27 protein-coding genes and 1 riboswitch are annotated in these 26594 nt (G+C 58.7%); of the genes, 11 read left to right on the top strand and 16 right to left on the bottom strand.

Going from position 1 to position 26594, the window contains the following annotated elements; genetic code table 11:
* Window positions 1–60: 60 nt before the first annotated feature.
* Both metF and ahcY read right to left on the bottom strand, forming a co-directional pair.
* Complete coding sequence (gene metF / locus I5961_RS26410) at window positions 61–906, bottom strand: methylenetetrahydrofolate reductase [NAD(P)H] (protein WP_085697823.1); 846 nt, start codon at window positions 904–906, stop codon at window positions 61–63.
* Window positions 907–1098: 192 nt separating this feature from the next.
* The gene (gene ahcY / locus I5961_RS26405; protein ID WP_085697822.1) at window positions 1099–2508 is read right to left on the bottom strand and encodes an adenosylhomocysteinase; all 1410 of its coding nucleotides are present in this window, start codon (window positions 2506–2508) and stop codon (window positions 1099–1101) included.
* A gap of 23 nt (window positions 2509–2531) precedes the next feature.
* A riboswitch (S-adenosyl-L-homocysteine riboswitch) is annotated at window positions 2532–2630 on the bottom strand.
* Between the two features lie 197 nt (window positions 2631–2827).
* Here ahcY and I5961_RS26400 point away from each other — a divergent pair.
* Both I5961_RS26400 and I5961_RS26395 read left to right on the top strand, forming a co-directional pair.
* The gene (locus tag I5961_RS26400; protein WP_011336338.1) at window positions 2828–3235 is read left to right on the top strand and encodes an acyl-CoA thioesterase; all 408 of its coding nucleotides are present in this window, start codon (window positions 2828–2830) and stop codon (window positions 3233–3235) included.
* A 73-nt stretch (window positions 3236–3308) separates the two neighbouring features.
* A complete protein-coding gene (locus tag I5961_RS26395; protein WP_227233761.1) occupies window positions 3309–4196 on the top strand; it encodes a formate/nitrite transporter family protein in 888 nt (295 codons plus the stop codon).
* Here the strand turns inward: I5961_RS26395 and I5961_RS26390 are convergent, their stop codons facing one another.
* Window positions 4197–5462 (bottom strand): cation:proton antiporter, encoded by a 1266-nt coding sequence (locus I5961_RS26390; RefSeq protein ID WP_227233760.1) that lies wholly within the window; start codon window positions 5460–5462, stop codon window positions 4197–4199.
* A 104-nt stretch (window positions 5463–5566) separates the two neighbouring features.
* On the bottom strand, window positions 5567–6736 hold the full coding sequence (locus I5961_RS26385; protein WP_085702887.1) for an MFS transporter: 1170 nt from the start codon (window positions 6734–6736) through the stop codon (window positions 5567–5569).
* Between the two features lie 219 nt (window positions 6737–6955).
* On the opposite strand from I5961_RS26385, the gene I5961_RS26380 reads away from it, so the two are divergent.
* Window positions 6956–7789, top strand: coding sequence for an EamA family transporter (locus I5961_RS26380; RefSeq protein WP_085697818.1), 834 nt, complete (start codon window positions 6956–6958; stop codon window positions 7787–7789).
* A 39-nt stretch (window positions 7790–7828) separates the two neighbouring features.
* On the top strand, window positions 7829–8212 hold the full coding sequence (locus I5961_RS26375; protein ID WP_085697817.1) for an MAPEG family protein: 384 nt from the start codon (window positions 7829–7831) through the stop codon (window positions 8210–8212).
* A 49-nt stretch (window positions 8213–8261) separates the two neighbouring features.
* Here I5961_RS26375 and I5961_RS26370 read toward each other — a convergent pair whose 3' ends face one another.
* Window positions 8262–9434 carry a murein transglycosylase A gene (locus tag I5961_RS26370; RefSeq protein ID WP_227233758.1) on the bottom strand — a complete coding sequence of 391 codons (1173 nt, stop codon included), beginning with the start codon at window positions 9432–9434 and terminating at the stop codon, window positions 8262–8264.
* A gap of 128 nt (window positions 9435–9562) precedes the next feature.
* Between I5961_RS26370 and I5961_RS26365 the strand changes: the two genes are divergently transcribed.
* Window positions 9563–10012 carry a c-type cytochrome gene (locus I5961_RS26365; RefSeq protein WP_085697815.1) on the top strand — a complete coding sequence of 150 codons (450 nt, stop codon included), beginning with the start codon at window positions 9563–9565 and terminating at the stop codon, window positions 10010–10012.
* Between the two features lie 132 nt (window positions 10013–10144).
* On the opposite strand, the gene I5961_RS26360 is transcribed toward I5961_RS26365, so the two are convergent.
* The 4 genes from I5961_RS26360 to I5961_RS26345 form a co-directional block, all read right to left on the bottom strand.
* The gene (locus I5961_RS26360; protein WP_085697814.1) at window positions 10145–10540 is read right to left on the bottom strand and encodes a DUF1090 domain-containing protein; all 396 of its coding nucleotides are present in this window, start codon (window positions 10538–10540) and stop codon (window positions 10145–10147) included.
* 98 nt (window positions 10541–10638) lie between these two features.
* Window positions 10639–12315 (bottom strand): NAD-dependent DNA ligase LigB, encoded by a 1677-nt coding sequence (gene ligB / locus I5961_RS26355; RefSeq protein ID WP_227233757.1) that lies wholly within the window; start codon window positions 12313–12315, stop codon window positions 10639–10641.
* 203 nt (window positions 12316–12518) lie between these two features.
* Entirely contained in the window at window positions 12519–13709 is a 1191-nt protein-coding gene (gene metK / locus I5961_RS26350; protein ID WP_011336330.1) for a methionine adenosyltransferase, read from the bottom strand.
* Between the two features lie 18 nt (window positions 13710–13727).
* Window positions 13728–14723, bottom strand: a complete 996-nt coding sequence (locus tag I5961_RS26345) for an ArsR/SmtB family transcription factor (protein WP_085697812.1) — start codon at window positions 14721–14723, stop codon at window positions 13728–13730.
* A 271-nt stretch (window positions 14724–14994) separates the two neighbouring features.
* Between I5961_RS26345 and tkt the strand changes: the two genes are divergently transcribed.
* The 6 genes from tkt (at window position 14995) to fba (ending at window position 21236) form a co-directional block, all read left to right on the top strand.
* Window positions 14995–16992, top strand: a complete 1998-nt coding sequence (gene tkt, locus I5961_RS26340; RefSeq protein ID WP_227233755.1) for a transketolase — start codon at window positions 14995–14997, stop codon at window positions 16990–16992.
* A gap of 180 nt (window positions 16993–17172) precedes the next feature.
* Window positions 17173–18225 (top strand): erythrose-4-phosphate dehydrogenase, encoded by a 1053-nt coding sequence (gene epd / locus I5961_RS26335; protein WP_227233754.1) that lies wholly within the window; start codon window positions 17173–17175, stop codon window positions 18223–18225.
* Between the two features lie 12 nt (window positions 18226–18237).
* Complete coding sequence (locus tag I5961_RS26330; RefSeq protein WP_227233752.1) at window positions 18238–19401, top strand: phosphoglycerate kinase; 1164 nt, start codon at window positions 18238–18240, stop codon at window positions 19399–19401.
* Between the two features lie 34 nt (window positions 19402–19435).
* Entirely contained in the window at window positions 19436–19657 is a 222-nt protein-coding gene (locus I5961_RS26325; protein ID WP_085697808.1) for a hypothetical protein, read from the top strand.
* 56 nt (window positions 19658–19713) lie between these two features.
* Window positions 19714–20046, top strand: a complete 333-nt coding sequence (locus tag I5961_RS26320) for an MliC family protein (protein ID WP_227233751.1) — start codon at window positions 19714–19716, stop codon at window positions 20044–20046.
* A gap of 125 nt (window positions 20047–20171) precedes the next feature.
* Window positions 20172–21236, top strand: coding sequence for a class II fructose-bisphosphate aldolase (gene fba / locus I5961_RS26315; protein ID WP_007959708.1), 1065 nt, complete (start codon window positions 20172–20174; stop codon window positions 21234–21236).
* A 217-nt stretch (window positions 21237–21453) separates the two neighbouring features.
* Here fba and I5961_RS26310 read toward each other — a convergent pair whose 3' ends face one another.
* The 7 genes from I5961_RS26310 to I5961_RS26280 form a co-directional block, all read right to left on the bottom strand.
* Window positions 21454–22014: a hypothetical protein gene (locus tag I5961_RS26310; RefSeq protein ID WP_139832587.1), complete on the bottom strand. Its 561-nt coding sequence runs from the start codon at window positions 22012–22014 to the stop codon at window positions 21454–21456.
* Between the two features lie 154 nt (window positions 22015–22168).
* Entirely contained in the window at window positions 22169–22612 is a 444-nt protein-coding gene (locus I5961_RS26305; protein ID WP_085697806.1) for a hypothetical protein, read from the bottom strand.
* A gap of 114 nt (window positions 22613–22726) precedes the next feature.
* The gene (locus I5961_RS26300) at window positions 22727–22888 is read right to left on the bottom strand and encodes a hypothetical protein (protein WP_170929723.1); all 162 of its coding nucleotides are present in this window, start codon (window positions 22886–22888) and stop codon (window positions 22727–22729) included.
* A gap of 156 nt (window positions 22889–23044) precedes the next feature.
* Window positions 23045–23587 (bottom strand): hypothetical protein, encoded by a 543-nt coding sequence (locus tag I5961_RS26295; protein ID WP_139832586.1) that lies wholly within the window; start codon window positions 23585–23587, stop codon window positions 23045–23047.
* A gap of 810 nt (window positions 23588–24397) precedes the next feature.
* Window positions 24398–24829, bottom strand: a complete 432-nt coding sequence (locus I5961_RS26290; RefSeq protein WP_085697805.1) for a hypothetical protein — start codon at window positions 24827–24829, stop codon at window positions 24398–24400.
* A 266-nt stretch (window positions 24830–25095) separates the two neighbouring features.
* Window positions 25096–25458, bottom strand: coding sequence for a DUF6124 family protein (locus I5961_RS26285; protein WP_085697804.1), 363 nt, complete (start codon window positions 25456–25458; stop codon window positions 25096–25098).
* A 366-nt stretch (window positions 25459–25824) separates the two neighbouring features.
* Complete coding sequence (locus I5961_RS26280) at window positions 25825–26493, bottom strand: polysaccharide lyase family 7 protein (protein WP_227233749.1); 669 nt, start codon at window positions 26491–26493, stop codon at window positions 25825–25827.
* Between the last annotated feature and the right edge of the window lie 101 nt (window positions 26494–26594).

Raw genomic sequence — 26594 nt, 5'->3', positions numbered from 1 at the left:
GGCGAAAACGCTGAAAGCGCTGTCGCAACTGCGATCTCCTGGTCCTGCGGTTACGTCTTTTTAGCGCGGCAACTTCAGGTTGTTCCAGATTGCCAGGCTCGGTTCGGCCTGGTTCATGGAATAGAAGTGCAGGCCAGGCGCGCCGCCTTGCAGCAGGCGTTCGCACATCTCGGTGACGACCTGTTCGCCAAAGCGCTGAATGCTTTGGCTGTCATCGCCGTAGGCTTCCAGCTGCTTGCGGATCCAGCGCGGGATTTCCGCACCGCAGGCATCGGAGAAGCGCGCGAGTTTGCTGTAGTTGGTGATTGGCATGATCCCCGGCACGACCGGGATGTCCACGCCCAGCGCCTGCAAACGGTCGACGAAGTAGAAGTAACTGTCGGCGTTGAAGAAGTACTGGGTGATCGCGCTGTCGGCGCCGGCGCGGGCCTTGCGCACGAAGTTGGCGAGATCGTCTTCGTAGTTGCGCGCTTGCGGATGCATCTCCGGATAAGCGGCGACTTCGATGTGGAAATGATTGCCGGTTTCTTCACGAATGAATTCAACCAGTTCATTGGCGTGACGCAGCTCGCCGCTGGTCATGCCCATGCCGGACGGCAGGTCGCCACGCAGGGCGACGATGCGCTTGATGCCGGCAGCCTTGTACTCGTTCAGCAGGCCGCGCAGGTCGTCCTTGCTGTCGCCGACGCACGACAGGTGCGGGGCGGCGGGGATTTTGACTTCGCTTTCCAGCTGCAGCACGGTGTTCAGCGTGCGGTCACGGGTCGAACCGCCCGCGCCGTAGGTGCAGGAAAAGAAGTCAGGGTTGTAGGTGGCCAGCTGACGGGCAGTGGCGAGCAGTTTTTCATGCCCAGCATCGGTCTTGGTCGGGAAGAACTCGAAGCTGTAGCGGCGTTCTTGGGACATGGAGGGAGCCTCCAGTTACGAGCGGCAAGTTACACGCTGCGAAAGAAGCGGAGGTGCGCTGATCTCTCGTGCGTGAAACCTGCTGCCTGAAACTGTTTTGAAATAGGGGCAGAGCTCTCAAGCTTCGCACGGCAAGTCCGGCTTTTGACCTTGCTTGCCGCTTGAAGCTTGTAGCTCGCAGCTGCTCTTGTCTTAGTAGCGGTATGCGTGCGGCTTGAACGGGCCTTCGACGGTCACGCCGATGTAGTCAGCCTGTTGCTTGGTCAGTTTGGTGACCACGCCGCCGAAGCCGCGAACCATTTCCAGGGCTACTTCTTCGTCGAGTTTCTTCGGCAGTACTTCAACGGTCAGACGCTCGGCTTTCTGGGCTGGCGACAGGTCGGCGTACTTCTGGCCGAACAGGAAGATCTGCGCCAGAACCTGGTTGGCGAACGAACCGTCCATGATGCGGCTCGGGTGACCGGTGGCGTTGCCCAGGTTCACCAGACGGCCTTCGGCCAGCAGGATCAGGTAGTCGTCATTCTGAGCGTCGAAAGCGCCCGGGCCGGTACGGTGGATCTTGTGTACCTGTGGCTTCACTTCTTCCCATGCCCAGTTCTTGCGCATGAAAGCGGTGTCGATTTCGTTGTCGAAGTGACCGATGTTGCAGACAACGGCGCGCTTCTTCAGGGCTTTGAGCATGTTTGCGTCGCAAACGTTGACGTTACCGGTGGTGGTCACGATCAGGTCGATCTTGCCCAGCAGCGCTTTGTCGATGCTCGCTTCGGTGCCGTCGTTGATACCGTCGATGAACGGCGAAACCAGTTCGAAACCGTCCATGCAGGCCTGCATGGCGCAGATCGGGTCGACCTCGGAGACTTTAACGATCATGCCTTCCTGACGCAGGGACTGGGCCGAGCCCTTGCCCACGTCACCGTAACCGATGACCAGCGCTTGCTTGCCGGACAGCAGGTGGTCGGTGCCACGCTTGATGGCGTCGTTCAGGCTGTGACGGCAGCCGTACTTGTTGTCGTTCTTGGACTTGGTCACCGAGTCGTTGACGTTGATCGCCGGGATTTTCAGCTCGCCCTTGGCCAGCATGTCCAGCAGACGGTGTACGCCGGTGGTGGTTTCTTCGGTCACGCCGTGAACGCGGTCCAGAACCTGTGGGTATTTCTTGTGCAGCAGCTCGGTCAGGTCGCCGCCGTCGTCGAGGATCATGTTGGCGTCCCATGGCTGGCCATCCTTCAGGATGGTTTGCTCCAGGCACCACTCGTACTCTTCTTCAGTCTCGCCTTTCCAGGCGAAAACCGGGATGCCGGCAGCGGCGATGGAAGCAGCGGCCTGATCCTGAGTCGAGAAGATGTTGCAGGACGACCAGCGCACTTCGGCACCCAGGGCAACCAGGGTTTCGATCAGCACGGCGGTCTGAATGGTCATGTGGATGCAGCCGAGGATTTTTGCGCCTTTCAAAGGCTGCTCGGAAGCGTACTTGCGGCGCAGACCCATCAGGGCCGGCATTTCCGACTCGGCGATGATGGTTTCGCGACGGCCCCAGGCAGCCAGGGACATGTCGGCAACTTTGTAATCGTTAAAATCTGCAGGCGTGATAACAGCGCTCATGAAGAGCCTCCATTCGTAATGTATGCGAATGGGCGCCGTTGTGCGTTTAGTGTCCGGCGCAAGCCGGCCAACGCCCCATCCGAGCCTGACAGGTTGAACCTGCTGCAGCGCCCCTCGGACAGGTGGCGGGAAAACGGTATCAAGTGAAGGTTACCGTTTTGAAACGGGGGCGATTATAGCCGTCTAGACTGATCTTCCAAAGGGTTTCTGTCGGCCGGATGAAGATCGCCAATCGCGACCATAGTAGAAGCCTCATGGAGCATGACCGCTCAGTCTGCCAAGATGGCGCCATCATTCGGCAAGACGCTCAGGAGTGAAGATGAATTTCCACACCCGCAAGTGGGTAAAACCCGAAGACCTCAACCCCAACGGCACCCTGTTCGGCGGCAGCCTGCTGCGCTGGATCGACGAAGAAGCGGCGATCTACGCGATCGTTCAACTGGGCAACCAGCGTGTGGTGACCAAGTACATTTCCGAAATCAACTTCGTCAGCGCTTCACGCCAGGGCGACATCATCGAGCTGGGCATCACCGCCACCGAGTTCGGCCGTACCTCGATCACCCTGACCTGCGAAGTGCGCAACAAGATCACCCGCAAAAGCATCCTGACCGTCGAGAAAATGGTCTTCGTCAACCTCGGCGAAGACGGTCTGCCGGCGCCGCACGGGCGGACCGAAATCAGATACGTCAAAGACCAGTTCAAGGATGACGTGCCCGTTACCGAGTAATCGCGTCTGACCGGCGAACGGAAGCCGAGCGGCGCGTGTCGTAGCCTTATGACTCCGCCACCGGTTTCCCGCCATGACCACACCAACAGACGGCAAGACCCCCGACCTCTCGGCCAAGGAACAACACGAAGTCGAGAAAAGCCAGCCGCCCCGCGCGGCGGTTCTGCATGAAATCATCCGCAAACAGGGCGACCAGGAACTGGAGCGCAGCATTGCCGCGCTGTGGTGGTCGGCGCTGGCCGCCGGGCTGACCATGGGCCTGTCGCTGATGGGCATGGGCCTGCTCAATTCGCGTCTGCCCGAGGGCGAAGAATTCAAGGTGATCGCCAGCTTCGGCTACTGCGCAGGCTTTCTCGCAGTGATCCTCGCCCGCCAGCAACTGTTTACCGAAAACACCCTGACCGCCGTGCTGCCGGTGATGACCAAACCGACGTTCGGCAATTTCGGCCGATTGATCCGGCTCTGGACTGTCGTGCTGTTCGGCAACCTGTGCGGCACGATTCTGGTGGCGTACGTGATGCTTGAACTGCCGATCTTCGACAGCAAGACCGATGAAGCCTTTCTCGAAATCGGCCGCAAGGTCATGGAGAACCACGCGAGTCAGATGTTCGCCAAGGGCATCGTTTCTGGCTGGATGATCGCCACCATGGTCTGGATGATTCCGTCCATGGAGAGCGCGAAGATGTGGATCATCATCCTCATCACCTATCTCATGGCGCTGGGCGATTTCACGCACATCGTGGTGGGTTCGGCGGAGGTGTCCTATCTGGTGTTTGCCGGCGAGCTGCCGTGGAGTGATTTCTGGGCGGTGTTTGCCGGGCCGACCCTGGCGGGGAACATCATCGGCGGCAGTTTCATCTTCGCCCTGATCAGTCATGCGCAGATCCGCAGTGAAAGCGGCGCTCCGAAAGAGTCTGCGGATCAGGCCGAAAAGCCCGATCCGCAGCAGATCAAAAAATGATCAGTGGTGCGCCGGTCCGGCAGCGGTCGCCGGCTCGTCGCGCGTTGCATGCTTGACCAGTTTGCCGATGGTCAGGCCCTGCAACAGGATCGACGACAGCACCACGATGTAGGTGATGCTCAGCAGCAGATCGCGCTCCGGGCCCAGCGGCAGGGCCAGGGCCAGTGCCACCGAAACACCGCCGCGCAAACCACCCCAGGTCAGGATCCGGATCGTGCCGCGCGGCACCGTGCGCCAGCGCCGTAGCAAGACGATGGCCGGGGCCACGGTGAGCAGGCGCGACAGCAGAATCGCCAGCGCCAGCAGAGTCGCCGCCGCCACATGCAGCCAGTTGAACGGCAGCAGCAACAGCTCCATCCCGATCAGCGCGAACAGCAGGGCGTTGAGCATGTCGTCGAGCAATTCCCAGAACCCGTCCAGGTATTTGCGCGTCATGTCGTTCATCGCCAGGTTGCGGCCGAGGTTACCGATGATCAAACCGGCAACCACCATCGCAATCGGCGCCGAGACGTGCAGCTCGGTGGCCATCGCCGAACCGCCGATCACCAGCGCCAGGGTCAGCATGACTTCGATCTGGTGCTGCTCGATGCTCTTGATCATCAGGTACACCAGATAACCGATCAGCCCGCCGAACAGCACGCCACCAATGGCCTCATGGGCAAACAGCATGGCCGTGGCGCCGACGGTCGGGGTTTCGCCCAATTGCGCGATGCCCAGCAACACGGTGAACACCACCACGGCGGTGCCGTCGTTGAACAGCGATTCGCCGACGATGGTGGTTTTCAACGGCTTCGAGGCGTTGGCCGTACGCAGCACGCCGAGTACCGCGATCGGGTCGGTCGGGGAAATCAGTGCGCCGAACAACAGGCAGTAGAGGAAGCTCACGTGCCAGCCGAACAGGGCAAAAATGTAATAGGCGAGGCTGCCGATCACGGCAGTGGCGATCAGTACGCCGAAGGTCGCCAGCAGACCAATGGGCCAGCGGTAGCTGCGCAGGTCGCTCAGGTTGACGTGCAAGGCGCCGGCGAACAGCAGGAACGAGAGCATCCAGTTCATCAGCAGATCGCCGAAGTCGATCTGGCCGATCAGCTGCTGTACGCGCTCTTCGAGACCGGGGTAACCGAGCAGGCTCAGGCCTTGCAGCAACAGGGAAAACATCAGTGCAGTCACCATCACGCCGATGGTTGGGGGCAGGCCGATGAAACGGAAATTGACGAAGGTGAGGAGGGTGGTCAGGCAGATGAAAGCGGCAACGAGTTCAAGCATCCGGAGTCCTTTGGATGGGGGGTGAAAGACAGCGCGCCCGCGCAAGGACGCAAGGGTTGGATGGGCTGACGCCGGGTGGGGACACAATGGTGTCCCCGGGGAAATCAGCCGGACACATTGACCGCAGCGACACCCCGACGTTGCAGGTAGATGAAAAACAGCGCCGTCAGCACGGTCAGCACACCCACCAGCGCGCCGGTCCACGGCAAGTCGGCCAGGTCCGCACCGCTGGCGACCACCAGCCCGCCGATCCACGCGCCGGCGGCATTGCCGAGGTTGAACGCGCTCTGGTTCAGGGTCGAACCGAGGTTCGGTGCTTCATGCGCCTGATCGATGATCAGCAGTTGCAGGATCGGGCACAGGGCGAAGGCAAAAATCCCCCACAGCACCAGCGTGACCGCCGCCGGAACCACCGCTCGACTGGTCTGGCTGAACGCCGCCAGAATCACCACCACCGCCAGCGCGACACCCACCAGCGACGGCAGCAGGCGACTGTCGGCCAGGCGACCGCCGAGCATGCTGCCGCCGGTCAGGCCGACGCCGAACAACAACAGCATCACAGTCACGCCGTGGGGGCTGACGCCGGTGATGTCCTGCAGAATCGGCGCGATGTAGGTGAACACGCTGAACAGGCTGGTGGAGGCCAGCACGCTCATGCCCAGCGCCAGCAACACGTTGACCTTGCCCAGCACTTTGAATTCGCTGGCGAGGTTGGCCTTGTCCATCGGGATATGTTTCGGCAACCACAGCCACTGGGCGAGGGCGGCGATCACACCGATCACCGAGACCGCCCAGAAGGTCGAGCGCCAGCCTGCGTACTGGCCGAGCGCAGTGCCCAGTGGTACACCGAGGACGTTGGCCAGGGTCAGGCCGGTGAACATCATTGCAATTGCCTGCGCCCGTTTGTTCGGCGCGACCAGCCCGGCGGCCACCACCGAACCGATGCCGAAGAACGCCCCGTGGCACAACGCAGTCACCACCCGCGCCGCCATCAGTGTCGCGTAGTTCGGCGCCAGTGCGCACAGCACGTTGCCGAGGATGAACATCAGCGTCATGCCCAGCAGTGTGGCCTTGCGCGGCATGTTGGCGGTGCCGATCGCCAGGATCGGCGCACCGAACACCACGCCCAGGGCGTAGCCGGTGATCAACAGGCCGGCGTGGGGAATGCTCACCGCGAGGTCGCGGGCGACATCGGGCAGCAGGCCCATGATGACGAATTCAGTGGTGCCGATGCCGAAAGCGGCAACAGCGAGTGCAAGCAAGGCGAGTGGCATGCGCAAGGTCTCTGTCGTTAGTCTTGACGCTTTGATCAGGCATACGCAGGCCGTCGACCGCTCTCGGACGAGAACGGGACAGGCAGGAATTATTGGAATTTGTCTGTGCGCAACTGAGTGCGGCGTGGTCGCTTGCAGTATAAACAGCTGCTGACACATCGCGAATCAATAATCTGACTAATTGGCTCAGTCTCAATAACAAGAAGCAAGGAGTGGCACGTGCTGGCGACAGCTCTGGTGTTGGTGGCGGCGCTGTTGCATGCAGCGTGGAATACGTTGATCAAATTCAGTGCCGAGCGGCTGCTGGTGGTGGCCTGCATGGACACCGTGGCACTGTTGTTCGTCGCGCTGGCATTCCCTTTCATCAGCCTGCCGCCGCCGGAGATCTGGCCGTGGATTCTGGCGTCGGCGGCGTTCGAGCTGCTTTATCGCTACCTGTTGATCCAGGCCTATCGGGTCGGCGACCTGGGGCTGGTCTATCCATTGATGCGCGGATTGTCGCCGCTGGTCGTGCTGGCGCTGACCCTGATCTTCGCCGGCGAAGTGCTGACCACCCAGCAGATCTTCGGGATCCTGTTGATCCCGCTGGGCATGGCCTGCCTGCTTTGGCAGGGCGGCGGCGGGAAACACCTGCCGTGGTCGATGCTGCCGGTAGTGGCGCTGATCGGCTTGTGCATCGGCTGCTACACCTACATCGATGGCCAGGCGTTGCGGCGCTGGTCGCATCCGCTGGATTACCTGGTCTGGGTCACACTGCTCAGTGCCTGGCCGTTTCCGTTGCTGGCGTGGGTGGCCAAACGTCCGGCGTTCAGGCTGTTCTGGCGCGAGCAATGGAGGCTGGGTCTGGCGGTCGGGTTCTGCGTGTTGTTCAGCTACGCTCTGGTGCTGTGGGCGATGCAGTTGGGTTCGATTGCCGAAGCGGCGGCATTGCGTGAAATCAGCGTGATCCTGGTGGTGCTGTTCGGCATGCGATACCTGAAAGAACCTTTCGGCCGGCCACGGCTCTTAGCCTGTGGGCTGGTGCTGGTCGGCATGCTGGTGATGAAGCTCTGACCGCCCGGCAACTCTAAAACTCGAAAGAAGGACGGCGTTATGACGGTGGCTCTGTGGTGTGTGTTGATCGCGATCTTTCTGCCCTATCTGTGCACCGTCGTGGCCAAGGCCTCGGGTGGTTTCAGGCTGCGGGACAATCATGATCCCCGGGACTTTCTGGACAGCGTGGATGGCGTGGCGCGCCGTGCCCATGCGGCGCAACTGAACAGTTTTGAAGTGACCCCGGCGTTTGCGACGGCGGTGATCGTCGCGCACCTGGTGGGCACTGCGGAGCTGGTAACGGTCAATGTGCTGGCGGTGCTGTTCATCACCAGTCGCCTGCTCTACATCATTTGCTATCTGGCGGACTGGGCGATGCTGCGGTCGCTGGTGTGGTTCGTCGGGATGGGGCTTATTGCCAGTTTCTTCTTCGTGTCGGTCTGAACCGTGAAAGATCGCAGGCTGACGAGGCCTGCGATCTTTTGCATTGTGCCTACGGCTTGTCGGCCACCTGCGGCACTTGCGGCAGCGCCGCGCCTTTTGGCCAGAGCATCCAGATCTGCCCTTGCTGCTTCATGTCGCCGGCCAGTTGTCCAGCGGCATCGCCGGTGCCCCAGAACAGATCCGCGCGAACTTCGCCGGCAATCGCGCCGCCGGTGTCCTGCGCGGCCACCGGGCGCACCAGCGGCGTGCCGTCCGGGCGAGTGGTCGACAGCCACAACAGGCTGCCCAGCGGAATCACCTTGCGATCCACTGCCGCGCTGTAACCGGCGGTCAGCGGCACATTCAGCGAGCCGCGCGGGCCTTCGTTGCTGTCCGGGTTGCGGGTGAAGAACACGTAGCTCGGGTTGCTCGCCAGCAGTTCCGGAATGCGCGACGGGTTGGCCTTGGCCCAGTCGCTGATTGCGCCCATGGTCACTTCTTCTTTTTTCAGCTCGCCCTGTTCCACCAGCCAGCGGCCGATCGGCCGGTACGGGTGACCGTTCTGGTCAGCGTAGGCGATACGCAGTTGGCGGCCGTCATCGGTCTGAATCCGCCCCGAACCCTGAATCTGCAGGAATTGCAGGTTCATCGGGTCGGTCAACCAAGCCACGACCGGCGCCTTGACGCCCTGGCTTTCGATGGTCGCCGCGTCGTCGTAAGGCTTGAGCACGCGACCTTCGAGGCGGCCGCGCAGGCGCTTGCCTTTCAGTTCCGGGTAAATACTGTCCAGCGACACAATGATCATGTCCTCGGGCACGCCATACACCGGCACGTTGGCGGTGGCGGTCTGCGTCAGGCTGCCGGGATAGACCGGTTCGTAGTAGCCGGTGATCAGGCCGTTGGGGTTGTCGTTCTCGGCGCGCAGGCCGAAGACGTCGAGGTTCTGCTTGAGGAAGGCGCGGATGTCGCCGGCGCTTTGCGGCACATTGGCGGCTGCCGCGCAGGTCGCGCCCCAGACCGGATCAGCCTTGAGCCGGGTGCAGGCGCTGCGCCAGGAACCGAAACCGGCCACCAGATCGCTGTCGGACACTGCCGGCAATGCGTCCCAGGTGGCACTGGAGTAGGTGGCCAAGGCGTGGGTTTTCGGCTTGGCGCTGTCGCCACCGGTGCAGCCGGCGAGGACCGCCAAGAGCGGGAGGATAGCGATAAGCGGATGACGCCAGGCCTTGAAACGGCTGTTCATGGAGAATTTCCTGTGCCGGTTGCAGAAGTGCTCCATGCGCTCAAGCAACCCTTATTGTTAATAGGGCTATTGGTGTTTGGCGGTGACCCGAGGATACTGGCCGCCGATTTCCGTGATCTGAAGCCACCATGACTCTTAAAAGAATTTCTGTTGTATTGCTGGCCTGCCTGACCCTGTCCGCCTGTGGCGGTGTCGACCCGAATTCCCCGCTGGGTCAGCGCAAGGCGATCTTCAAACAGATGCTCAAGACCAGCGAAGACCTGGGTGGCATGCTGCGCGGGCGCATTGCTTTCGACGGGCCGAAATTTGCGGAAGGTGCGGTCAAGCTCGATGCGTTGTCCCATGAACCGTGGAAACATTTCCCGCAGGTGCGCGAGGAAGATCACACCAGCGCCAAGGACGATGTCTGGCAAAAACAGGCCCGCTTCCAGGAAATGGCCCGCACCCTTGAAGCGGCTACCGGTGAACTGGTGATCGCCAGCAAGGTTCAACCCTACAAGGCCAGTAACCTGGGGCCGGCCGTGCAGAAAGTCGAAGATGCCTGCAGTGCCTGCCATAAAGAATTTCGGGACCATTGATTTCTGTTGTTTGAGTGAACGCCTTCGCGAACAGGCCCGCTCCCACACTTGACCGTATTCACCTGAGCAACCCGGTCTGATGTGGGAGCGGGCTTGCTCGCGAAGAGGGCATCACATTCAACGCATTGGCGGTTACTTGTCGAGTTCGTCCAGCGCGTCCTGCAATTCCTTGCGCGATTCGGCGAGTTTGTTCTTGCGCTTGTCGATCTTCTCCGGATCGCCTTTCTTCATGGCCTTGTCCAGATCGGCCTGGCGCTTGCTCACTTCGTGCTTGGCATCGAGTACCTTGTTTTCGCGTTCTTTCTTCAGACCGGCGTCGGTGCAGTGTTCGGTGACTTCGCGCAGGGCGGTTTCGAGGCCGGCCTGCTGGTCGGTGTTGCCTCGGGACTTGGCCTGTTCGATCTGGTTGATGATGCCCTGCTTCTTGGCGGCACAACCGGTCAGGCCCGGCGCGTCTTCGTCGGCCATCACGGGAGCGGCGAGGACTGCGCAGAAAGACAGCAGGGCGAGCGGTGCGAGAAATTTCATAAAAGCTCCATGTGCAAAGGCAATCGGGTCGGTAAAGCACTGCGCTGTTGGAGCGCTCCGGCGGACATTGGGTTCCCGGCGGGCCGGGGATTGCATGTTCAGAAGCCGTCGACGCCGGCGGCTTGCAGGGTTTCACTCAGGGCCAGTACCTGCGGGTCGCGAAAAAAGGCGCTCAATTGCGCCGCGCGGCCCGGGCCGATCCCGGCTTCTGCCTGCCATTGTTCGGTGTTGCGTTGTGCCAGCGCCTGCCACGAATCGGCGAGTGTTGCCTGACCGGTCGGTGGCAATCCCAGGGCTTTGAGCCACTGTAGAAACGGCCGTTGGCGGGCGCTGTGAAAACTGTGCAGCAGGCGGGCACTGCTGCGCTCGCCGAGACCGGCAATGTTAGCAAGCTCCGGCCCGTCGAGGGTCAACCAATCCAGCAGGCTGTTCAGGCGGCCTGTTTCGAGAAGTTTCTCCCAGGTACCGCGACCGACATGGGGCAGGGCCAGCCCCTGTTTCCCGCTGAGCCAGGTCAGGCGCGCGAGGAACTGGCTTTCGCAGCCCGGCGTCGGTTGCCAGCAGCTCAGGGCATGAAAGTCGCTGGCCAGCGGAACGTTCAGATCGGCGCGTTCCTTGCTGCGCAGCACTACGCTGTCGAGTCGCGGAATCGTCAGCCCGGCCAGGCTGATTGCCACCTGATCGCCGGGGCGAATGTCCAGATCCTGCCAGCGCCTGAGCGAACTGACGCTGACCCGTTTGATCTGCCGGTCATCGAGCGTTACCGGCGACAGTTCAAGCACCGGCGTGATGCGCCCGGTGCGGCCGATCTTGAAATTCACCTTGCGTACATCTGCCAGCGCCTGGGCAAAAGGGTATTTCCAGGCGACAGCCCAGTAGGGCGGACGAGCCTGCCAGCGTTCGGCGGGCGGTCGCTGGCTCTGGCGCAGAACCACGCCGTCCGTGGCGAATGGCAATGGCGAGCGATACCAGTGATCGCGCCAGCGTTGCGCGTCGTTCAGGCTGGCGACGGCCTGGGTGTAGGGTTCGGTGGGGGGAAAGCCGAATTGCGCCAGGGCCGCGATTCGCTCTGGCGAGTCCTCAGGCCCTTGCGGCCAGTCCCAGACAAACAGCCCGATGCCGGCGGCATGTTCCGCGTCGAGATCCTTGCGCCCCAGCAGGCCGGCCACGGTGGCGCGGGCATTGGCGCCGCCGGCGCGTGCCTGCATGTGTCCGTTCAAGCGCCAGTAAAGTTCGCCTTGCACCAGCAGATCCTGTGGTTGCGTCAGCTGTTGCGGAATGGCTCCGATCTTTTTGGCCGAAGCCGTCCAGTCCTGCCCGCGAATGCCATCCCCGCGACTGATTGCCTGATGCAACCGGCCGTCGCGATAGATCAGGGTGACCGCCACGCCATCGACCTTGGGTTGTATCCAGACGTTTTGGCGGTTGCGCAGCCAGATCGCGATGTCCGCAGCGTCATGAAGTTTGTCCAGGCCGGTGTGGGCGACAGGGTGCGCCACCGGGCCTGATGCAGTGCGCAACGGCTCGGGTGGTGAAGGAAGTTTGAAGCATCGGCGCCATTGGTTCAGGCGCAGGCGTGACTGATCGTACAGCTCATCGGCGATCACTGATCGACCTTCGCGATGATAGGCGTCGTCCCAACGGTCGATCTGTTGTTGCAGGGCGGCGACTTCGCTCGATGCCCGGTCGGCGGGCCAGTCCGGGCAGGTGGCAGCGAAGGTATTGAGGTGGAAAACCGGCAGGAAAAACAAAAACAGGCGCAGTGTGGCAAGCATCGTGAGCGTCCTTGCTCAGGTAGATGCTTGAAGGCTAGGCGAGGATTTGTTGTTGAGAGAGATGGGTGTTTTGCGAGCTGTTTCCAGTCCGAATGTGATGTCGCTGATTCGGGCCTCTTCGCGAGCAAGCTCGCTCCCACGGAGTACGAATGAAAAAGCCCCGCACGGCGAACCGTGCGGGGCTTCCTGTACCGCCAGGAAAATTACAGGCCGGCAGCGGAGCGCAGAGCGTCGGCGCGGTCGGTTTTTTCCCAGGTGAACGTGGAGAAGGTGTCTTCGCCAACAGTCTTGGTCTGCGGAGCACGACCGAAGTGGCCGTAGGCTGCGGTTTCCTGGTACATCGGGTGCAGCAGGTCGAGCATGGTGGTGATCGCGTATGGACGCAGGTCAAACACTTCGCGGACCAGTTTGATGATCTTGTCATCGCTGATCTTGCCGGTGCCGAAGGTGTTCAGCGAGATCGAGGTAGGCTGGGCCACGCCGATCGCGTAGGAAACCTGAATCTCGCAACGCTCGGCCAAGCCGGCAGCCACGATGTTCTTGGCAACATAACGGCCAGCGTAGGCAGCCGAACGGTCAACCTTGGATGGATCTTTACCGGAGAACGCGCCGCCGCCGTGACGAGCCATGCCGCCGTAGCTGTCGACGATGATCTTGCGACCGGTCAGGCCGCAGTCACCCACCGGGCCGCCAATGATGAACTGGCCGGTCGGGTTGATGTGGAACTGGGTGTCCTTGCTCAGCAGTTCGGCAGGCAGCACGTGCTTGACGATCAGCTCCATCACGCCTTCGCGCAGGTCGTTGTACGACACTTCAGGGTTGTGCTGGGTCGACAGCACCACGGCGTCGATGCCGACAACCTTGCCGCCTTCGTAACGGCAGGTCACTTGCGACTTGGCGTCCGGGCGCAGCCAAGGCAGCAGACCCGACTTGCGGGCTTCGGCCTGACGCTGCACCAGTTGGTGCGAGAAGGTGATCGGTGCTGGCATCAGCACGTCGGTTTCGTTGCTGGCGTAGCCGAACATCAGGCCCTGGTCGCCGGCGCCCTGATCTTCAGGCTTGGCACGGTCAACACCCTGGTTGATGTCAGGGGACTGCTTGCCGATGATGTTCATCACGCCGCAGGTCGCGCCGTCGAAGCCAACGTCGGAGCTGGTGTAGCCGATGTCGCAAATCACGTCACGAACGATCTGCTCCAGGTCGACCCAGGCGCTGGTGGTCACTTCACCGGCAACGATGGCCACGCCAGTCTTGACCAGGGTTTCCACCGCAACGCGTGCGTGCTTGTCCTGGGCGATGATGGCGTCCAGCACTGCATCGGAAATCTGGTCGGCGATTTTGTCCGGATGTCCTTCAGACACGGACTCGGAGGTGAAGAGGGAGTATTCGCTCATCTCGATGTTTTCCTGAATTTACCGATGGTGAGTGTCGCCAGCCGGTCGCTGAAAATGGCGGACCTGAATCTGGAAACCATTACGTAAGCCTACATAGAGGCTTTCCCCGGGAACGAGTCCCGCAGCGGTGGCCCAACGGGCCAGATCGTCCTGTTCAAACCCCAACCACAGATCACCGCAGGCCTCCCTGGCCCAACTCTGGTTGTGGCTACATAACTCTGTCACGAGCAGGCTACCGCCCGGTTGCAGCAGGCTGGCCATGTGCTTGAGCGCTTCGGCCGGCGCGGCGAAATGGTGCAACACCATGTTCAACACCACGCAATCGGCCTGAAGGCTCACGCCATTCAATGCATCGGCCAATTGCAGGCTGACGTTAGCCAGCTGTTCACGTTCACATACCTGACGGGCCAGTTCGAGCATCGCCGCGCTGTTGTCCAGTGCGGTTACGGTGCCGAAGCGGCGCGCCAGTTCCGGCAGGAATGCACCATCGCCGGGGCCGACTTCAATGGCCGTGGCTGCGCCATTGAAATTCAGTTTGTCGAGCAGGGCCAGCACGCTTTCACGGTACTGCGGCAGGCCGGCAATCAAATCCTGCTGGGCGCGGAATTTCTCCGCGACCCGGGCAAAAAAGTCCTGGCTGTTGGCAGCGCGTTGCCCGTGAACCTTTGCGATCCGGGTTTCCACGTCGGCCGGCAGCGCCAGATTGTCGACTTCTTCTAACAATGCAGTGTGCAACTTGCCGCCCAGCAACTCGGTGTGGGGCAGGGCGCGGCGATAGAAAACCGCATTGCCTTCGCGGCGAGTCGCCACCAGATCCGCCTGCGCCAGCACTTTAAGGTGATGGCTCATGCCGGACTGGCCGATATCGAAAATCTGCGCCAGTTCCAGAACGCCGAACGAGTCGTTGGCCAGGGCGCGCAATACATTCAGCCGCAGTGGATCGCCGCCGGCCTTGCACAGGGCCGCCAGCTCGTCGCAATCGTCATGGCGAATGGAAGGCACACGTAAGTTCATAGGGCTGGCAGTCTAGTGACGGCCGGAAGGCATCGCAAGGTCTATATCAAAAAGTTTTGATATTGCTCGATGGATGGCGCATCCGATTGCACTTCTCACCGCCCGGTTAACTCTACAAACGAACAGCGGAAAGGTTTCACCCGCCGAAACCGATGTTATCCATTGGAAAAACGCCTCCGGATGACTATCTGTCATTGCCCCGAGGCGCTCGGGTGAGGGAAAATGCCCTCCTTTTTTCCGTTTCAATCTATTCACACCCAGGAGATCAGCGATGCCTAGCCGTCGTGAGCGTGCCAACGCCATTCGTGCCCTCAGCATGGATGCCGTGCAAAAAGCCAACAGCGGCCATCCCGGTGCCCCCATGGGTATGGCAGATATCGCCGAAGTGCTTTGGCGCGACTACCTCAAGCACAACCCGAGCAATCCATCGTTCGCCGACCGTGACCGCTTCGTGCTGTCCAACGGCCACGGCTCGATGTTGATCTACTCGCTGCTGCACCTGACCGGTTACGACCTGTCGATCGACGACCTGAAGCAGTTCCGTCAATTGCACAGCCGCACCCCCGGCCATCCGGAATTCGGTTACACCCCGGGCGTTGAAACCACCACCGGCCCGTTGGGTCAGGGTCTGGCCAACGCCGTGGGCTTCGCCCTGGCAGAAAAGGTACTGGGCGCCCAGTTCAACCGTCCCGGCCACAACATCGTCGACCACCACACCTACGTGTTCCTGGGTGATGGCTGCATGATGGAAGGCATTTCCCACGAAGTCGCTTCCCTGGCCGGCACTCTGGGCCTGGGCAAGCTGATCGCCTTCTACGATGACAACGGCATCTCCATCGACGGCGAAGTCGAAGGCTGGTTCACCGACGACACGCCCAAGCGCTTCGAATCGTACAACTGGCAAGTGATCCGCAATGTCGACGGTCACGATCCGGAAGAGATCAAGACCGCCATCGAGACCGCTCGCAAGAGCCCGCTGCCGACCCTGATCTGCTGCAAGACCACCATCGGTTTCGGTTCGCCGAACAAGCAAGGCAAGGAAGATTGCCACGGCGCCCCGCTGGGTGACGCGGAAATCGCCCTGACCCGTCAGGCGCTGAACTGGAACCACGGCCCGTTCGAAATCCCGGCCGACATCTATGCCGAGTGGGACGCCAAGGAAAAAGGCCGCGCTTTCGAAGCCGAGTGGGATCAGCGTTTCGCTGCTTACTCCGCCGCATTCCCGACCGAAGCCAATGAACTGATCCGTCGCCTGAGCGGCGAGCTGCCGGCCGACTTCTCCGAGAAGGCTGACGCCTACATCGCCGACGTTGCGGCCAAAGGCGAAACCATCGCCAGCCGTAAGGCCAGCCAGAACACCTTGAACGCGTTCGGCCCGCTGCTGCCGGAAGTGCTGGGCGGTTCGGCCGACCTGGCCGGTTCCAACCTGACCCTGTGGAAAGGCTGCAAAGGCGTCAGCGCCGAAGACGCCAGCGGCAACTACATGTACTACGGCGTGCGCGAATTCGGCATGACCGCCATCATGAACGGCGTTGCCCTGCACGGCGGTCTGGTGCCTTACGGCGCGACCTTCCTGATGTTCATGGAGTACGCCCGCAACGCGGTGCGCATGTCCGCTCTGATGAAGCAGCGTGTCATCCACGTCTACACCCACGACTCCATCGGTCTGGGCGAAGACGGCCCGACGCACCAGCCGATCGAGCAACTGACCAGCCTGCGCAGCACGCCGAACCTCGACACCTGGCGTCCAGCCGATGCCGTTGAATCGGCCGTGGCCTGGAAAAACGCCCTGGAGCGCAAGGACGGCCCGTCGGCGCTGATCTTCTCGCGTCAGAACCTGCAACACCAAACCCGTGATGCCGGCCAGATCGCCAACATCAGCCGTGGCGGTTATGTACTGAAGGACTGTGCAGGCGAGCCTGAGCTGATCCTGATCGCCACCGGTTCGGAAGTCGGTCTGGCCGTTCAGGCCTACGACAAACTGACCGAGCAAGGCCGCAAGGTGCGCGTGGTTTCCATGCCATGCACCAGCGCGTTCGATGCTCAGGACGCCAGCTACAAGCAATCGGTCCTGCCGTTGCAGGTTGGCGCGCGTATCGCGATCGAAGCGGCACACGCCGACTTCTGGTTCAAGTACGTGGGTCTGGAAGGTCGCGTGATCGGCATGACCACCTACGGCGAATCGGCTCCGGCTTCGGCACTGTTCGAAGAGTTCGGCTTCACCCTGGAAAACATCCTGGGCCAGGCTGAAGAGCTGCTGGAAGACTGATCCAGAATAGGTGTCGCCTGAACTGACGCCATCGCGAGCAAGCTCGCTCCCACAGGGGATTTGTTGTGTGACACAAATAGTGTTTGCAACATATGCCCCTTGTGGGAGCGAGCTTGCTCGCGATAGCGATGGTTCAGGCGCCATCGCATCAACGGATACACCACGGTAATCGAGAACCCCATGCCTCAACCGCGTCCCTACAAAGTTGCACTCAACGGCTACGGCCGGATTGGTCGTTGCGTCTTGCGTGCGTTGTTCGAGCGAGGCGAGAAGGCAGGGTTTGAAATTGTCGCGATCAACGACCTGGCCGACATGGCCAGCATCGAATACCTGACACGCTTCGACTCCACTCACGGCCGGTTTCCCGGCGAAGTGAAGGTCGACGGCGATTGTCTGCATATTAATGGCGGCTGTGTGAAGGTCCTGCGCAGTGCCACCCCCGAAGGCATCGATTGGGCGTCGCTGGGCGTCGATCTGGTGCTCGAATGCTCCGGCGCCTGGCACACCCGCGCAGACGGCCAGCGTTTCCTCGACGCTGGCGCGCCGCGTGTGCTGTTTTCGCAGCCGATGGCCAGCGAGGCGGATGTCGACGCCACCATCGTCTACGGCGTCAATCAGGATTGCCTGACCGGCGATGAATTGCTGGTGTCCAACGCCTCCTGCACCACCAACTGTGGCGTGCCGCTATTGCGTCTGCTGGATCAGGCAGTCGGCCTGGATTATGTGTCGATCACCACGATTCACTCGGCGATGAACGATCAGCCGGTGATCGATGCCTATCACCATGAAGACCTGCGCCGCACCCGTTCGGCGTTCCAGTCGGTGATCCCGGTTTCCACAGGGCTGGCGCGAGGTATCGAGCGCCTGCTGCCGGAACTTGCCGGGCGAATCCAGGCCAAAGCCGTACGCGTGCCGACGGTCAACGTGTCCTGCCTCGACATCACGATGCAGACCGCGAGCGATACCGACGCCGGCGAGGTCAACCGGATCCTGCGCGAGGCTGCCACCAGCGGCCCGCTCAAAGGTCTGTTGGCCTACACCGAGCTGCCCCACGCAAGTTGTGATTTCAACCATGACCCACATTCGGCCATCGTCGATGCCAGTCAGACCCGCGTTTCCGGCCCCCGGCTGGTGAACATCCTGGCCTGGTTCGACAACGAATGGGGTTTTGCCAACCGAATGCTGGATGTTGCAGAACACTATCTGCAGACAGCGACTTCAAAAAAACCGTAGGAAGTGCGACCCATGACCGTGTTGAAGATGTCCGACCTCGATCTGCAAGGTAAGCGCGTATTGATCCGCGAAGACCTCAACGTCCCAGTCAAGGACGGTGTTGTCACCAGCGATGCGCGTATCCTGGCTTCGCTGCCGACCATCAAGCTGGCCCTGGAAAAAGGCGCGGCCGTGATGGTTTGCTCGCACCTGGGTCGTCCGACCGAAGGCGAGTTCTCCGCCGAGAACAGCCTCAAGCCGGTCGCCGACTACCTGAGCAAGGCGCTGGGTCGTGAAGTGCCGCTGGTAGCTGATTACCTGGGCGGCGTTGACGTCAAGGCCGGCGACATCGTGCTGTTCGAAAACGTGCGCTTCAACAAGGGCGAGAAAAAGAACGCCGACGACCTGGCTCAGCAATACGCCGCCCTTTGCGACGTGTTCGTGATGGACGCTTTCGGCACCGCTCACCGCGCCGAAGGCTCGACCCACGGCGTTGCCAAGTTCGCCAAAGTCGCTGCTGCCGGCCCGCTGCTGGCCGCTGAGCTCGACGCACTGGGCAAAGCCCTCGGCTCCCCTGCCAAGCCGATGGCGGCCATCGTTGCCGGCTCCAAGGTCTCCACCAAACTCGACGTGCTGAACAGCCTGAGCCAGATCTGCGATCAACTGATCGTCGGCGGCGGCATCGCCAACACCTTCCTGGCTGCAGCCGGTCACCCGGTCGGCAAGTCGCTGTACGAGCCGGACCTGCTGGACACCGCCCGTGCCATCGCCGCCAAAGTCAGCGTCCCGCTGCCGGTGGACGTAGTGGTTGCCAAGGAATTCTCTGAAAGCGCCGAAGCGACCGTGAAGCTGATCGCTGACGTCGCTGCGGACGACATGATCCTCGACATCGGCCCGCAAACCGCGGCCAACTTCGCCCAACTGCTGAAATCGTCGAAAACCATCCTGTGGAACGGCCCGGTCGGCGTGTTCGAATTCGACCAGTTCGGCAACGGCACCAAAGTGCTGGCCGAAGCCATCGCCGAAAGCGCGGCGTTCTCGATTGCCGGCGGTGGCGACACCCTGGCCGCCATCGATAAATATGGCGTGGCAGAAAAGATCTCCTACATTTCCACCGGTGGTGGCGCGTTCCTCGAATTCGTCGAAGGCAAGGTGCTGCCGGCCGTTGAAGTCCTGGAAAGCCGGGCCAAGGCCTGAGGCCGCCCGTTTGGCCAGGCAAAGGAGTGTTCAGATGGTCAAGTCGTTAGCGCTGTTGTTGCTGACCGGTACATTGGCAGCCTGCGGGAGTAACCCGAAGGCTGCGCCGGAGCCGGCACCCGGCGAGGCACAGAAGGGCTGCTACCAGGCCGACTGGCAGGCCGAAACCAACCCGGTGCTGAACAAGCGCTCGGGGCCGGACGGTCTGGACAAATACGAGACGCAAACCCCGGCCAAGGAACATGGTTGTCCTTGACCGGTCTGACTCTTTACTCAAGTCCGGCGGCGTGCGCTGCCGGTCGAGGAACACGGATGAAAGGTTTGATCGCCGTTGCGGCACTGGGCTTGTTGGGTGGTTGTGCGCAGTGGAACCCGTTCCAGTCGTCCGCTCCTGTGGATAACTGGACCACCTGGACCTGCGACAGCCAGGCCAAGGTGCTGTGGCGTTACACCGACGCCGGCCAGAAGGCAGTCGATGTGCGACTGGGCGGTGGCGATCAGGTCTATCGCCTGAAAGAAGAGCCGGGCGCCTCGGGCACGTTGTACAGCGACGACATGCTGGCGTTTCACATCAAAGGTAATGAAGGCCTGGTCTACTGGGTCGCTACCAATGATCTGATCGGCCGGGGCTGCAAAGCCGAATAGAACAGAATTTGCTTTATCGAATCACCAGGCCGGGCCTCAACCCCCGATCTGCAATCACTTGAATAGCCGCCGCCGCTCCGGCAGGCTGGCACGATTAACGACCCAAACCGGGAGAGAGACACACAATGGCACTTATCAGCATGCGCCAGATGCTGGACCACGCAGCCGAGTTCGGCTACGGCGTTCCAGCCTTCAACGTCAACAACCTTGAGCAGATGCGCGCCATCATGGAAGCCGCTGACAAGACTGACTCCCCGGTGATCGTCCAGGCTTCGGCCGGCGCTCGCAAATACGCCGGCGCCCCGTTCCTGCGTCACCTGATCCTGGCCGCGATCGAAGAATTCCCGCACATCCCGGTGTGCATGCACCAGGACCACGGCACCAGCCCTGACGTCTGCCAGCGCTCGATCCAGCTGGGCTTCAGCTCGGTGATGATGGACGGCTCCCTCGGCGAAGACGGCAAGACTCCGACCGACTACGAATACAACGTCCGCGTGACCCAACAAACTGTCGCCATGGCTCACGCCTGCGGCGTTTCGGTTGAGGGCGAGCTGGGCTGCCTGGGTTCGCTGGAAACCGGCATGGCCGGTGAAGAAGACGGCATCGGCGCCGAAGGCGTTCTGGATCACAGCCAGATGCTGACCGACCCGGAAGAAGCCGCTGACTTCGTCAAGAAGACCCAAGTTGATGCCCTGGCCATCGCTATCGGCACCAGCCACGGCGCCTACAAGTTCACCAAGCCGCCTACCGGTGACGTGCTGGCGATCGACCGCATCAAGGAAATCCACAAGCGCATTCCGAACACCCACCTGGTGATGCACGGTTCCTCGTCGGTTCCGCAAGAGTGGCTGGCGATCATCAACCAGTACGGCGGCGACATCAAAGAAACCTACGGCGTACCGGTTGAAGAAATCGTCGAAGGCATCAAGCACGGCGTGCGCAAGGTCAACATCGACACCGACCTGCGTCTGGCATCCACCGGCGCCATGCGTCGCCTGATGGCCACCAACCCGAGCGAATTCGACCCGCGTAAATTCTTCGGCGAAACCGTGAAGGCGATGCGCGACGTATGTATCGCTCGTTACGAAGCTTTCGGTACTGCCGGCAATGCTTCGAAGATCAAGCCGATCTCGCTGGAAAGCATGTATCAGCGTTATCTGAAGGGTGAGTTGAACGCCAAGGTCAATTGAGACTGGGTGTTGAGCTGATTGAATAAAAAATCCGCCGAGAGGCGGATTTTTTATGGGCGACGATATTCTTGGGCCATGAGGTTATCCAAAAGTAAGAGCAAACGGCGCTGCTGTTTGCTCAATGGCATGATAAATAAATCTGTCCCCATAAGTTCTTGTTTCGCTGTCCCCATAAGCTCTTCATAGTTCTCTAGAGCTCTTGGAGTCGTCGGTTGGCTTATGCAGGGCGGTATGTATATCTTTTTACCTTGACGGTTTCAGTTGACTCCTCAATTGTTTCTTGCGCTTCGAAGGTAAATTTCAATGCATAAGTAGTTGAGTCGCTTCTAACATAGCCTTGTTGTAATTGTTGTCCGTTTGAACCCTCCACGTACCCGGGATTATTGTAGCGATCCCAAATCCACGGAGTGCTATCAGGTTCAGGAGGGATATAGGGTTTAACAGTAATTGGTTTTGGGTCGGCGGGTGGGAAACTAGGTATGCTTACGGTTTCTGCGATTCCCGGATAGATATTTGGGGAGTCAGGCTGCGGGTTGAAAGCTGCTGGCTTTGAGCCAACATAATCAAGTATATGATAATCAAAATTGTCTAGCTGCAGTGCAGTGATATCAGTCTTTCTAATAGTTTCTAATATGCCTGCTGTATTCTTTACTTTTACGCTTGCGCCGTCTATCGATTCGATGGTGCCGTCGACCAATTTGTTTTTTTTTGTGATCGCGGTGAATTTGTCGCCAGTGCGCAGGTGCACCTGGCGTTGTACGTTTTGTGTTGTACTCATGTCAGTTACTCCAGGTTTCTTGGTGTGATGGTGTTAAAGTGACCGATAACAGATTTATTTATTCTGCAGATGAACTCATTGGTTTGGTGTGTATGGCAAATTTATAAATTACGCCCCCTCAATTTTTCACTTTGGTATTCAATGATCCGGTTTTCTAAGGTTTCTGGATCGTGAAGAAAAGAGACTGCATAACATAAACAGTGTTGTTCACTGCGTCTGTCACAGAGCCATAGCACTCGATCAGGCCGTTATCCAGTTTGTCCATGGCTGGAATGCCCATGAAAATCCTTACATCGGTATTGTTGAAGTTGCTGGGTAGTGTCAGCTGGTTGATGAATGAGTTTGCAGTTATGCCTGTGGTTGTGTTGTCTGCATAAAAGTCTACGACCATGCCGGGTATGAAAGGAATGGATGTTGGAAGCAAAAAATTACAGCCGCCCAGAAATTGATACTTGCCGTAAGGTTTGTTGTACAAGGTATAGGCGACGTTATTGGTGTCTCTTGGTTTTACACCCATGATGGGTTCCGCTCTTTCAGTTGTTGTGTCTGAATAGAAATGGGCAAATGGTTCTTTAACTACAACGTATTGGGTGGCCATGGAGAGCTTCCTTTTTTAGTTAAGGTGGTCACGCTGTCTTTCAATGCTTGAGGAAAGATGAGGGGCTTTTTATGGGGGCGGATTCATATGTTAAATAAATCTGTCCCCTTAAAGTCACTTAAAGTCATTTTGCCGAAACAAGCTATACGGTTTGTTGTAGAGCGTGTAGGCAACATTGTTCATATCCTTGGGGTCGAAACCTATTTTTCGTTCTGCTGGAATATTGCTATCGGAGTAAAAAACTAGAGGTGCAGGAGAAACGATGTACTTAGCCATGTGAAGTGCCTCCGTTGGCTGGTGAGTATTTTGCGGTGTATAAAAATCGAATGGTCTACATGGAAGGAAAAAGGGGAAGATTTATTTGTTGATAAATAAATCCGTCCCCTTTTTCTCCCCTTTTTTCTATTTTTTTAAGCTCACCTTTCTGATCTTTCAAGGTTTCACTGGGTCACCGTACCTATAATCTCCCCATGGCGTTGCAGGATGACCAAGAGAAGCAGTGGCAGCAGCGTAAATCGCCTGACACCTCCAGCAAACGCAAAGGTTCGAGTGCCAACTTGTTTGTTGCCCAGGATAATCAGGGACATTCCAAGCGTGCTCTGGGCGTGGAACTAAGGGTGGCTCACCGTCATCCCAATTAGTGCTCCCGGCACCGGGCGTTCCCCAAAATGCAATCAAGCCGCCTGAGACTGCACCATTACCATTCCTTGGATAAGCAGTGAGCGTTTGCGTACCAACTGAAAGTTGGTTTTTAGGCGGTTCTTTGAAACTTATTTTTGTAAGGAGTGTTGTATTCCTGAATAGGTAGGGTTTCAGTTTGCTTGGAGCACTATTAGGTGCGGCAATTAAAGAGGTTGCGGTCTGGTCGATTCCAATTATTCGCATGTCGAAAAGTGCTGACCCGTCGTGGGTGAAGTTGATAGTGTCGCCAATTTTGTATTGCAAACCTTCGCCCTGGGAGTGAAAGATAGTCATTCTGTTCTCCATCATCTTTTGATGTTTTAAAAAGTTAACTCGCTATTTTTTTGTGGCTGCTTGCCACTCAACGTAGCTCTCTCGGTATAGTTCAATGTCAGAGATTTCCTCGGTAATACTTGTTCCGTCGAGACGTGTGGCGTAAATTTTTCTGTTAATCATATCTATGTTGTCTAATACGACTGTTTCGCTTGTGCCGTCAGGTCTTCTAATCCAGCATTTCGCGCCCCTACCTATAGAGTCGAATGGGAAAAGCACAAATGGAACTGACCGCTGGGTTGATATTGTTGGTGTGGAAGTGCTCATGGTTTGATTCTCCGTTTGGTTGTTGGGGGATATAGCTTGATAGGGAAGATTTGTGATTTTGTATATGGCGGTTTTTATATGCTCTGCGATCGTGTGTGTCTTATCCTACTAGTTAAAAATTTCTGTCTGGCCCAACTTGGTACGTTTCGTTGTTCTTGGGTTATGGCTGTTGTATGGTAATGATCGCTGGAGAGGATTATGTAAATCCTGTTGTTCGCTGTATCAGTCACCGAGCCGTAGCATTCAATATCTCCAGTGTCCAGTATTCTCATGGCCGGCATTCCAGCAAAAACTTTAAGCGGTTGAGGTCCTAATATTTGACGGTTATGTGAGAACGAATTGGCAGGGTTGTTGGTCATGATGTTGTCACCATATGCATCGGGTGTTTGGCCAACTTGTAAAGGGATTGAAGGGTCAATAGCCAAGTTGAATTCACCTAGCCTCTGGAATTGCCCATAGGGTTTTCCATATAGTGTATAAGCGGCGTTTTGGGGAAACTTAGTGTCAATGCCGATAGTTTTTTCGGCAGGAATTGTAGAGTCCGAATAAAAAAACGTTGTAGCTGAAGTCACTATGTATGTCGGTTGTGCCATGATTTATGGCTCCTAAACTATTAAGCTTCATGCGGGCGTACCTATTGAGTCGCGCCGCTGTCGAGTGGAAAATGGTGCGTAGGGTTTTTATGATTGTCTGGATATATTTTTCCATTGTTACGTTGTCGATATAGAGAGACAAGTCCCCAGCCATTGGTGTGTTGGCGGGGAGTTTTATGCTGATACCGGATAGGCGCTGGTAAGACGCATAAGGTAGTCCGTGAATCTGGTAGACAACATTTTGAGGGTCTTTCATATTAACCCCGAATGGTGACTTTAGTGGGTGCTGTACAGCGTCGCTGTAATAAAGAGTTACTCCTGGAAGTACGACGTACTTGGCCATGATGCTCTCTCTTGGTTACTCGAGGTTTGTTGGCTTTGGTGTCAATAGTGTGAGTTGTTTTTCTGGTTTTTCTAACTGTCAAATATGACAGTTTTTTATATCAATTACTTATTTGTTCAAAATCGAATAGTTATATGTCGATACTGGTTTTTTGCGACGTATTAAGAAGGTGACGGATTTATTGTTGGCAGTTTTTCGGTACTGCGCGAAGAAAACCCGCCTATGGCGGGTTCTGTGGTAGATGAGTTACCTCAGCCAGTTGCTGATTAAGTTTTTGGCTCCACGTGGTCCAGCGCCTGATTCACCGCCAGTTCTCCAAGCATCACCAGTTGCGCAATGCCTATCGCAGTCTTGCGGTCGGCGGGAGGGAGGGTGGCGGCGAAGTTGTTGAGCATTTCGCTGGCGGAGCCGAGGGTTTCGCTGGCGTTGGCCAGCAGTGATTCGGTGTTGTAGGCGGGGTTGGCGAAGTACATGGGGTCGGGTTCGTTGACCGTGGCCATGATACGGGCGCCGGGGCAGAGGTAGTGGTCGAGGGCGCGTTCGGCGGCTTCGTTGAGTTTTTTGGGGTCGAGGGAATCGTAGGGGGAGGCCGGATCGGTTTCTGGCGGGTTAGGCGTAGGTTTGAACATAAGCTGAAAACTCCTGTAAGGAGCTGCCGGTCCTTCCCTACTAAAAGAAGGGTGGCAGCTGTGCGCAGGTTAGTAGACCGGGGAGTATTCAGCATTAACCGGCGCGCCGAAGCGCCCTGCGCACAGCCACCATCACAGTCAGACTGGAATGTCTGATGGACAGCGCGTTGCACGTAGCTGAAAACACCACAGGCTACTAAACCCGATCACTGCGAATCAGTGACCCGAATCAAGTTACCGACGGCCCTCCAGGCGCACAAGCCGGCGGATTCTGGCGTACCGGTAGGCAGCGACGCAAGCCGTTGTAGGCTTCAGGACGTAACGCGAACCGTCTTTAAACAGCAGCCTTAAACGTGTGCGCCACCGCTATTTATTGTGATCGATATCCAGCTTGCTGAACGTCACCTGCCCGCCCTCGCTGGTGTACCCGGTGTTGTCCTGCACATACACGCCGGCCTTGAAATACAACGGTTTGTTACGCCACGTCGCGCTGATCTGCGAATCCCACTGATACCCGGCCGCACTCACGCCCAGCGCGCCGCCGGGGCTCAGGTGAATGAGGTAGTTGAACTCGCGATTGAGTTTGATCCCGGTGGCGAGGGTGATGACGCGGCTTTCGTCCTGATCCGGATGGGTGCGCAGTTTGATCACCAGGTTGCCGGTCTCGGTTTTGTCTTTGTATTGGTACTCAAGCTTGAGCATCGGCTTCTGGCTTTCATAGGCATGGATCTGCCCGATGACGATCTTGCCGGAGCTGGGCACCTTGTTGACCGAGAGGGTCGCGCGCAGCAGGTTGTCGGCGTCCGGGTAATACCAGTTGCGCAGGGTGCCGTTGCTGTAGGTTTCACGAAGTTCGGTACGCGGGTAGATGGCGTTTTCGGTTTTCGAGCCGGTCACCGGGGACCAGAAGAACAGGGTGCCGGTGTCGGAATGGAAGTACTGATCCTTGAAGCCGTTCACCAGTCTGGAGGTTTCGACGGTGTAGGGCGGGCTGCCAACGGGAACGCTGAGGTTCCAGGTTGCGAGGTCGATCATGTCGGTTCTTCCACTCTGTTGCAGTTGTACGCGCGTGCCAGATGCTCTAGCCCGCGGTTCTTGGGGCGGCCTTTATAAGCGTAGTGGGATTTTTTGTTAAC

It is taken from the genome of Pseudomonas sp. IAC-BECa141, assembly GCF_020544405.1.
Taxonomy (GTDB): domain Bacteria; phylum Pseudomonadota; class Gammaproteobacteria; order Pseudomonadales; family Pseudomonadaceae; genus Aquipseudomonas.
This window is presented reverse-complemented; position numbering and strand designations above follow the sequence as displayed.

Bases quoted from the DNA above. Each gene is read 5' to 3' on its own strand.
- ahcY (WP_085697822.1), bottom strand. From the start codon at position 2,508: ATGAGCGCTGTTATCACGCCTGCAGATTTTAACGATTACAAAGTTGCC.
- I5961_RS26325 (WP_085697808.1), top strand. From the start codon at position 19,436: ATGGTCAAGTCGTTAGCGCTGTTGTTGCTGACCGGTACATTGGCAGCC.
- tkt (WP_227233755.1), top strand. From the start codon at position 14,995: ATGCCTAGCCGTCGTGAGCGTGCCAACGCCATTCGTGCCCTCAGCATG.
- I5961_RS26395 (WP_227233761.1), top strand. From the start codon at position 3,309: ATGACCACACCAACAGACGGCAAGACCCCCGACCTCTCGGCCAAGGAA.
- metF (WP_085697823.1), bottom strand. From the start codon at position 906: ATGTCCCAAGAACGCCGCTACAGCTTCGAGTTCTTCCCGACCAAGACC.
- epd (WP_227233754.1), top strand. From the start codon at position 17,173: ATGCCTCAACCGCGTCCCTACAAAGTTGCACTCAACGGCTACGGCCGG.
- I5961_RS26305 (WP_085697806.1), bottom strand. From the start codon at position 22,612: ATGGCCACCCAATACGTTGTAGTTAAAGAACCATTTGCCCATTTCTAT.
- I5961_RS26300 (WP_170929723.1), bottom strand. From the start codon at position 22,888: ATGGCTAAGTACATCGTTTCTCCTGCACCTCTAGTTTTTTACTCCGAT.
- ligB (WP_227233757.1), bottom strand. From the start codon at position 12,315: ATGCTTGCCACACTGCGCCTGTTTTTGTTTTTCCTGCCGGTTTTCCAC.
- I5961_RS26330 (WP_227233752.1), top strand. From the start codon at position 18,238: ATGACCGTGTTGAAGATGTCCGACCTCGATCTGCAAGGTAAGCGCGTA.
- I5961_RS26375 (WP_085697817.1), top strand. From the start codon at position 7,829: ATGACGGTGGCTCTGTGGTGTGTGTTGATCGCGATCTTTCTGCCCTAT.
- I5961_RS26400 (WP_011336338.1), top strand. From the start codon at position 2,828: ATGAATTTCCACACCCGCAAGTGGGTAAAACCCGAAGACCTCAACCCC.
- I5961_RS26285 (WP_085697804.1), bottom strand. From the start codon at position 25,458: ATGTTCAAACCTACGCCTAACCCGCCAGAAACCGATCCGGCCTCCCCC.
- I5961_RS26310 (WP_139832587.1), bottom strand. From the start codon at position 22,014: ATGAGTACAACACAAAACGTACAACGCCAGGTGCACCTGCGCACTGGC.
- metK (WP_011336330.1), bottom strand. From the start codon at position 13,709: ATGAGCGAATACTCCCTCTTCACCTCCGAGTCCGTGTCTGAAGGACAT.
- I5961_RS26290 (WP_085697805.1), bottom strand. From the start codon at position 24,829: ATGGCCAAGTACGTCGTACTTCCAGGAGTAACTCTTTATTACAGCGAC.
- I5961_RS26345 (WP_085697812.1), bottom strand. From the start codon at position 14,723: ATGAACTTACGTGTGCCTTCCATTCGCCATGACGATTGCGACGAGCTG.
- I5961_RS26320 (WP_227233751.1), top strand. From the start codon at position 19,714: ATGAAAGGTTTGATCGCCGTTGCGGCACTGGGCTTGTTGGGTGGTTGT.
- I5961_RS26295 (WP_139832586.1), bottom strand. From the start codon at position 23,587: ATGACTATCTTTCACTCCCAGGGCGAAGGTTTGCAATACAAAATTGGC.
- I5961_RS26280 (WP_227233749.1), bottom strand. From the start codon at position 26,493: ATGATCGACCTCGCAACCTGGAACCTCAGCGTTCCCGTTGGCAGCCCG.
- I5961_RS26365 (WP_085697815.1), top strand. From the start codon at position 9,563: ATGACTCTTAAAAGAATTTCTGTTGTATTGCTGGCCTGCCTGACCCTG.
- I5961_RS26360 (WP_085697814.1), bottom strand. From the start codon at position 10,540: ATGAAATTTCTCGCACCGCTCGCCCTGCTGTCTTTCTGCGCAGTCCTC.
- I5961_RS26390 (WP_227233760.1), bottom strand. From the start codon at position 5,462: ATGCTTGAACTCGTTGCCGCTTTCATCTGCCTGACCACCCTCCTCACC.
- I5961_RS26385 (WP_085702887.1), bottom strand. From the start codon at position 6,736: ATGCCACTCGCCTTGCTTGCACTCGCTGTTGCCGCTTTCGGCATCGGC.
- I5961_RS26370 (WP_227233758.1), bottom strand. From the start codon at position 9,434: ATGAACAGCCGTTTCAAGGCCTGGCGTCATCCGCTTATCGCTATCCTC.
- fba (WP_007959708.1), top strand. From the start codon at position 20,172: ATGGCACTTATCAGCATGCGCCAGATGCTGGACCACGCAGCCGAGTTC.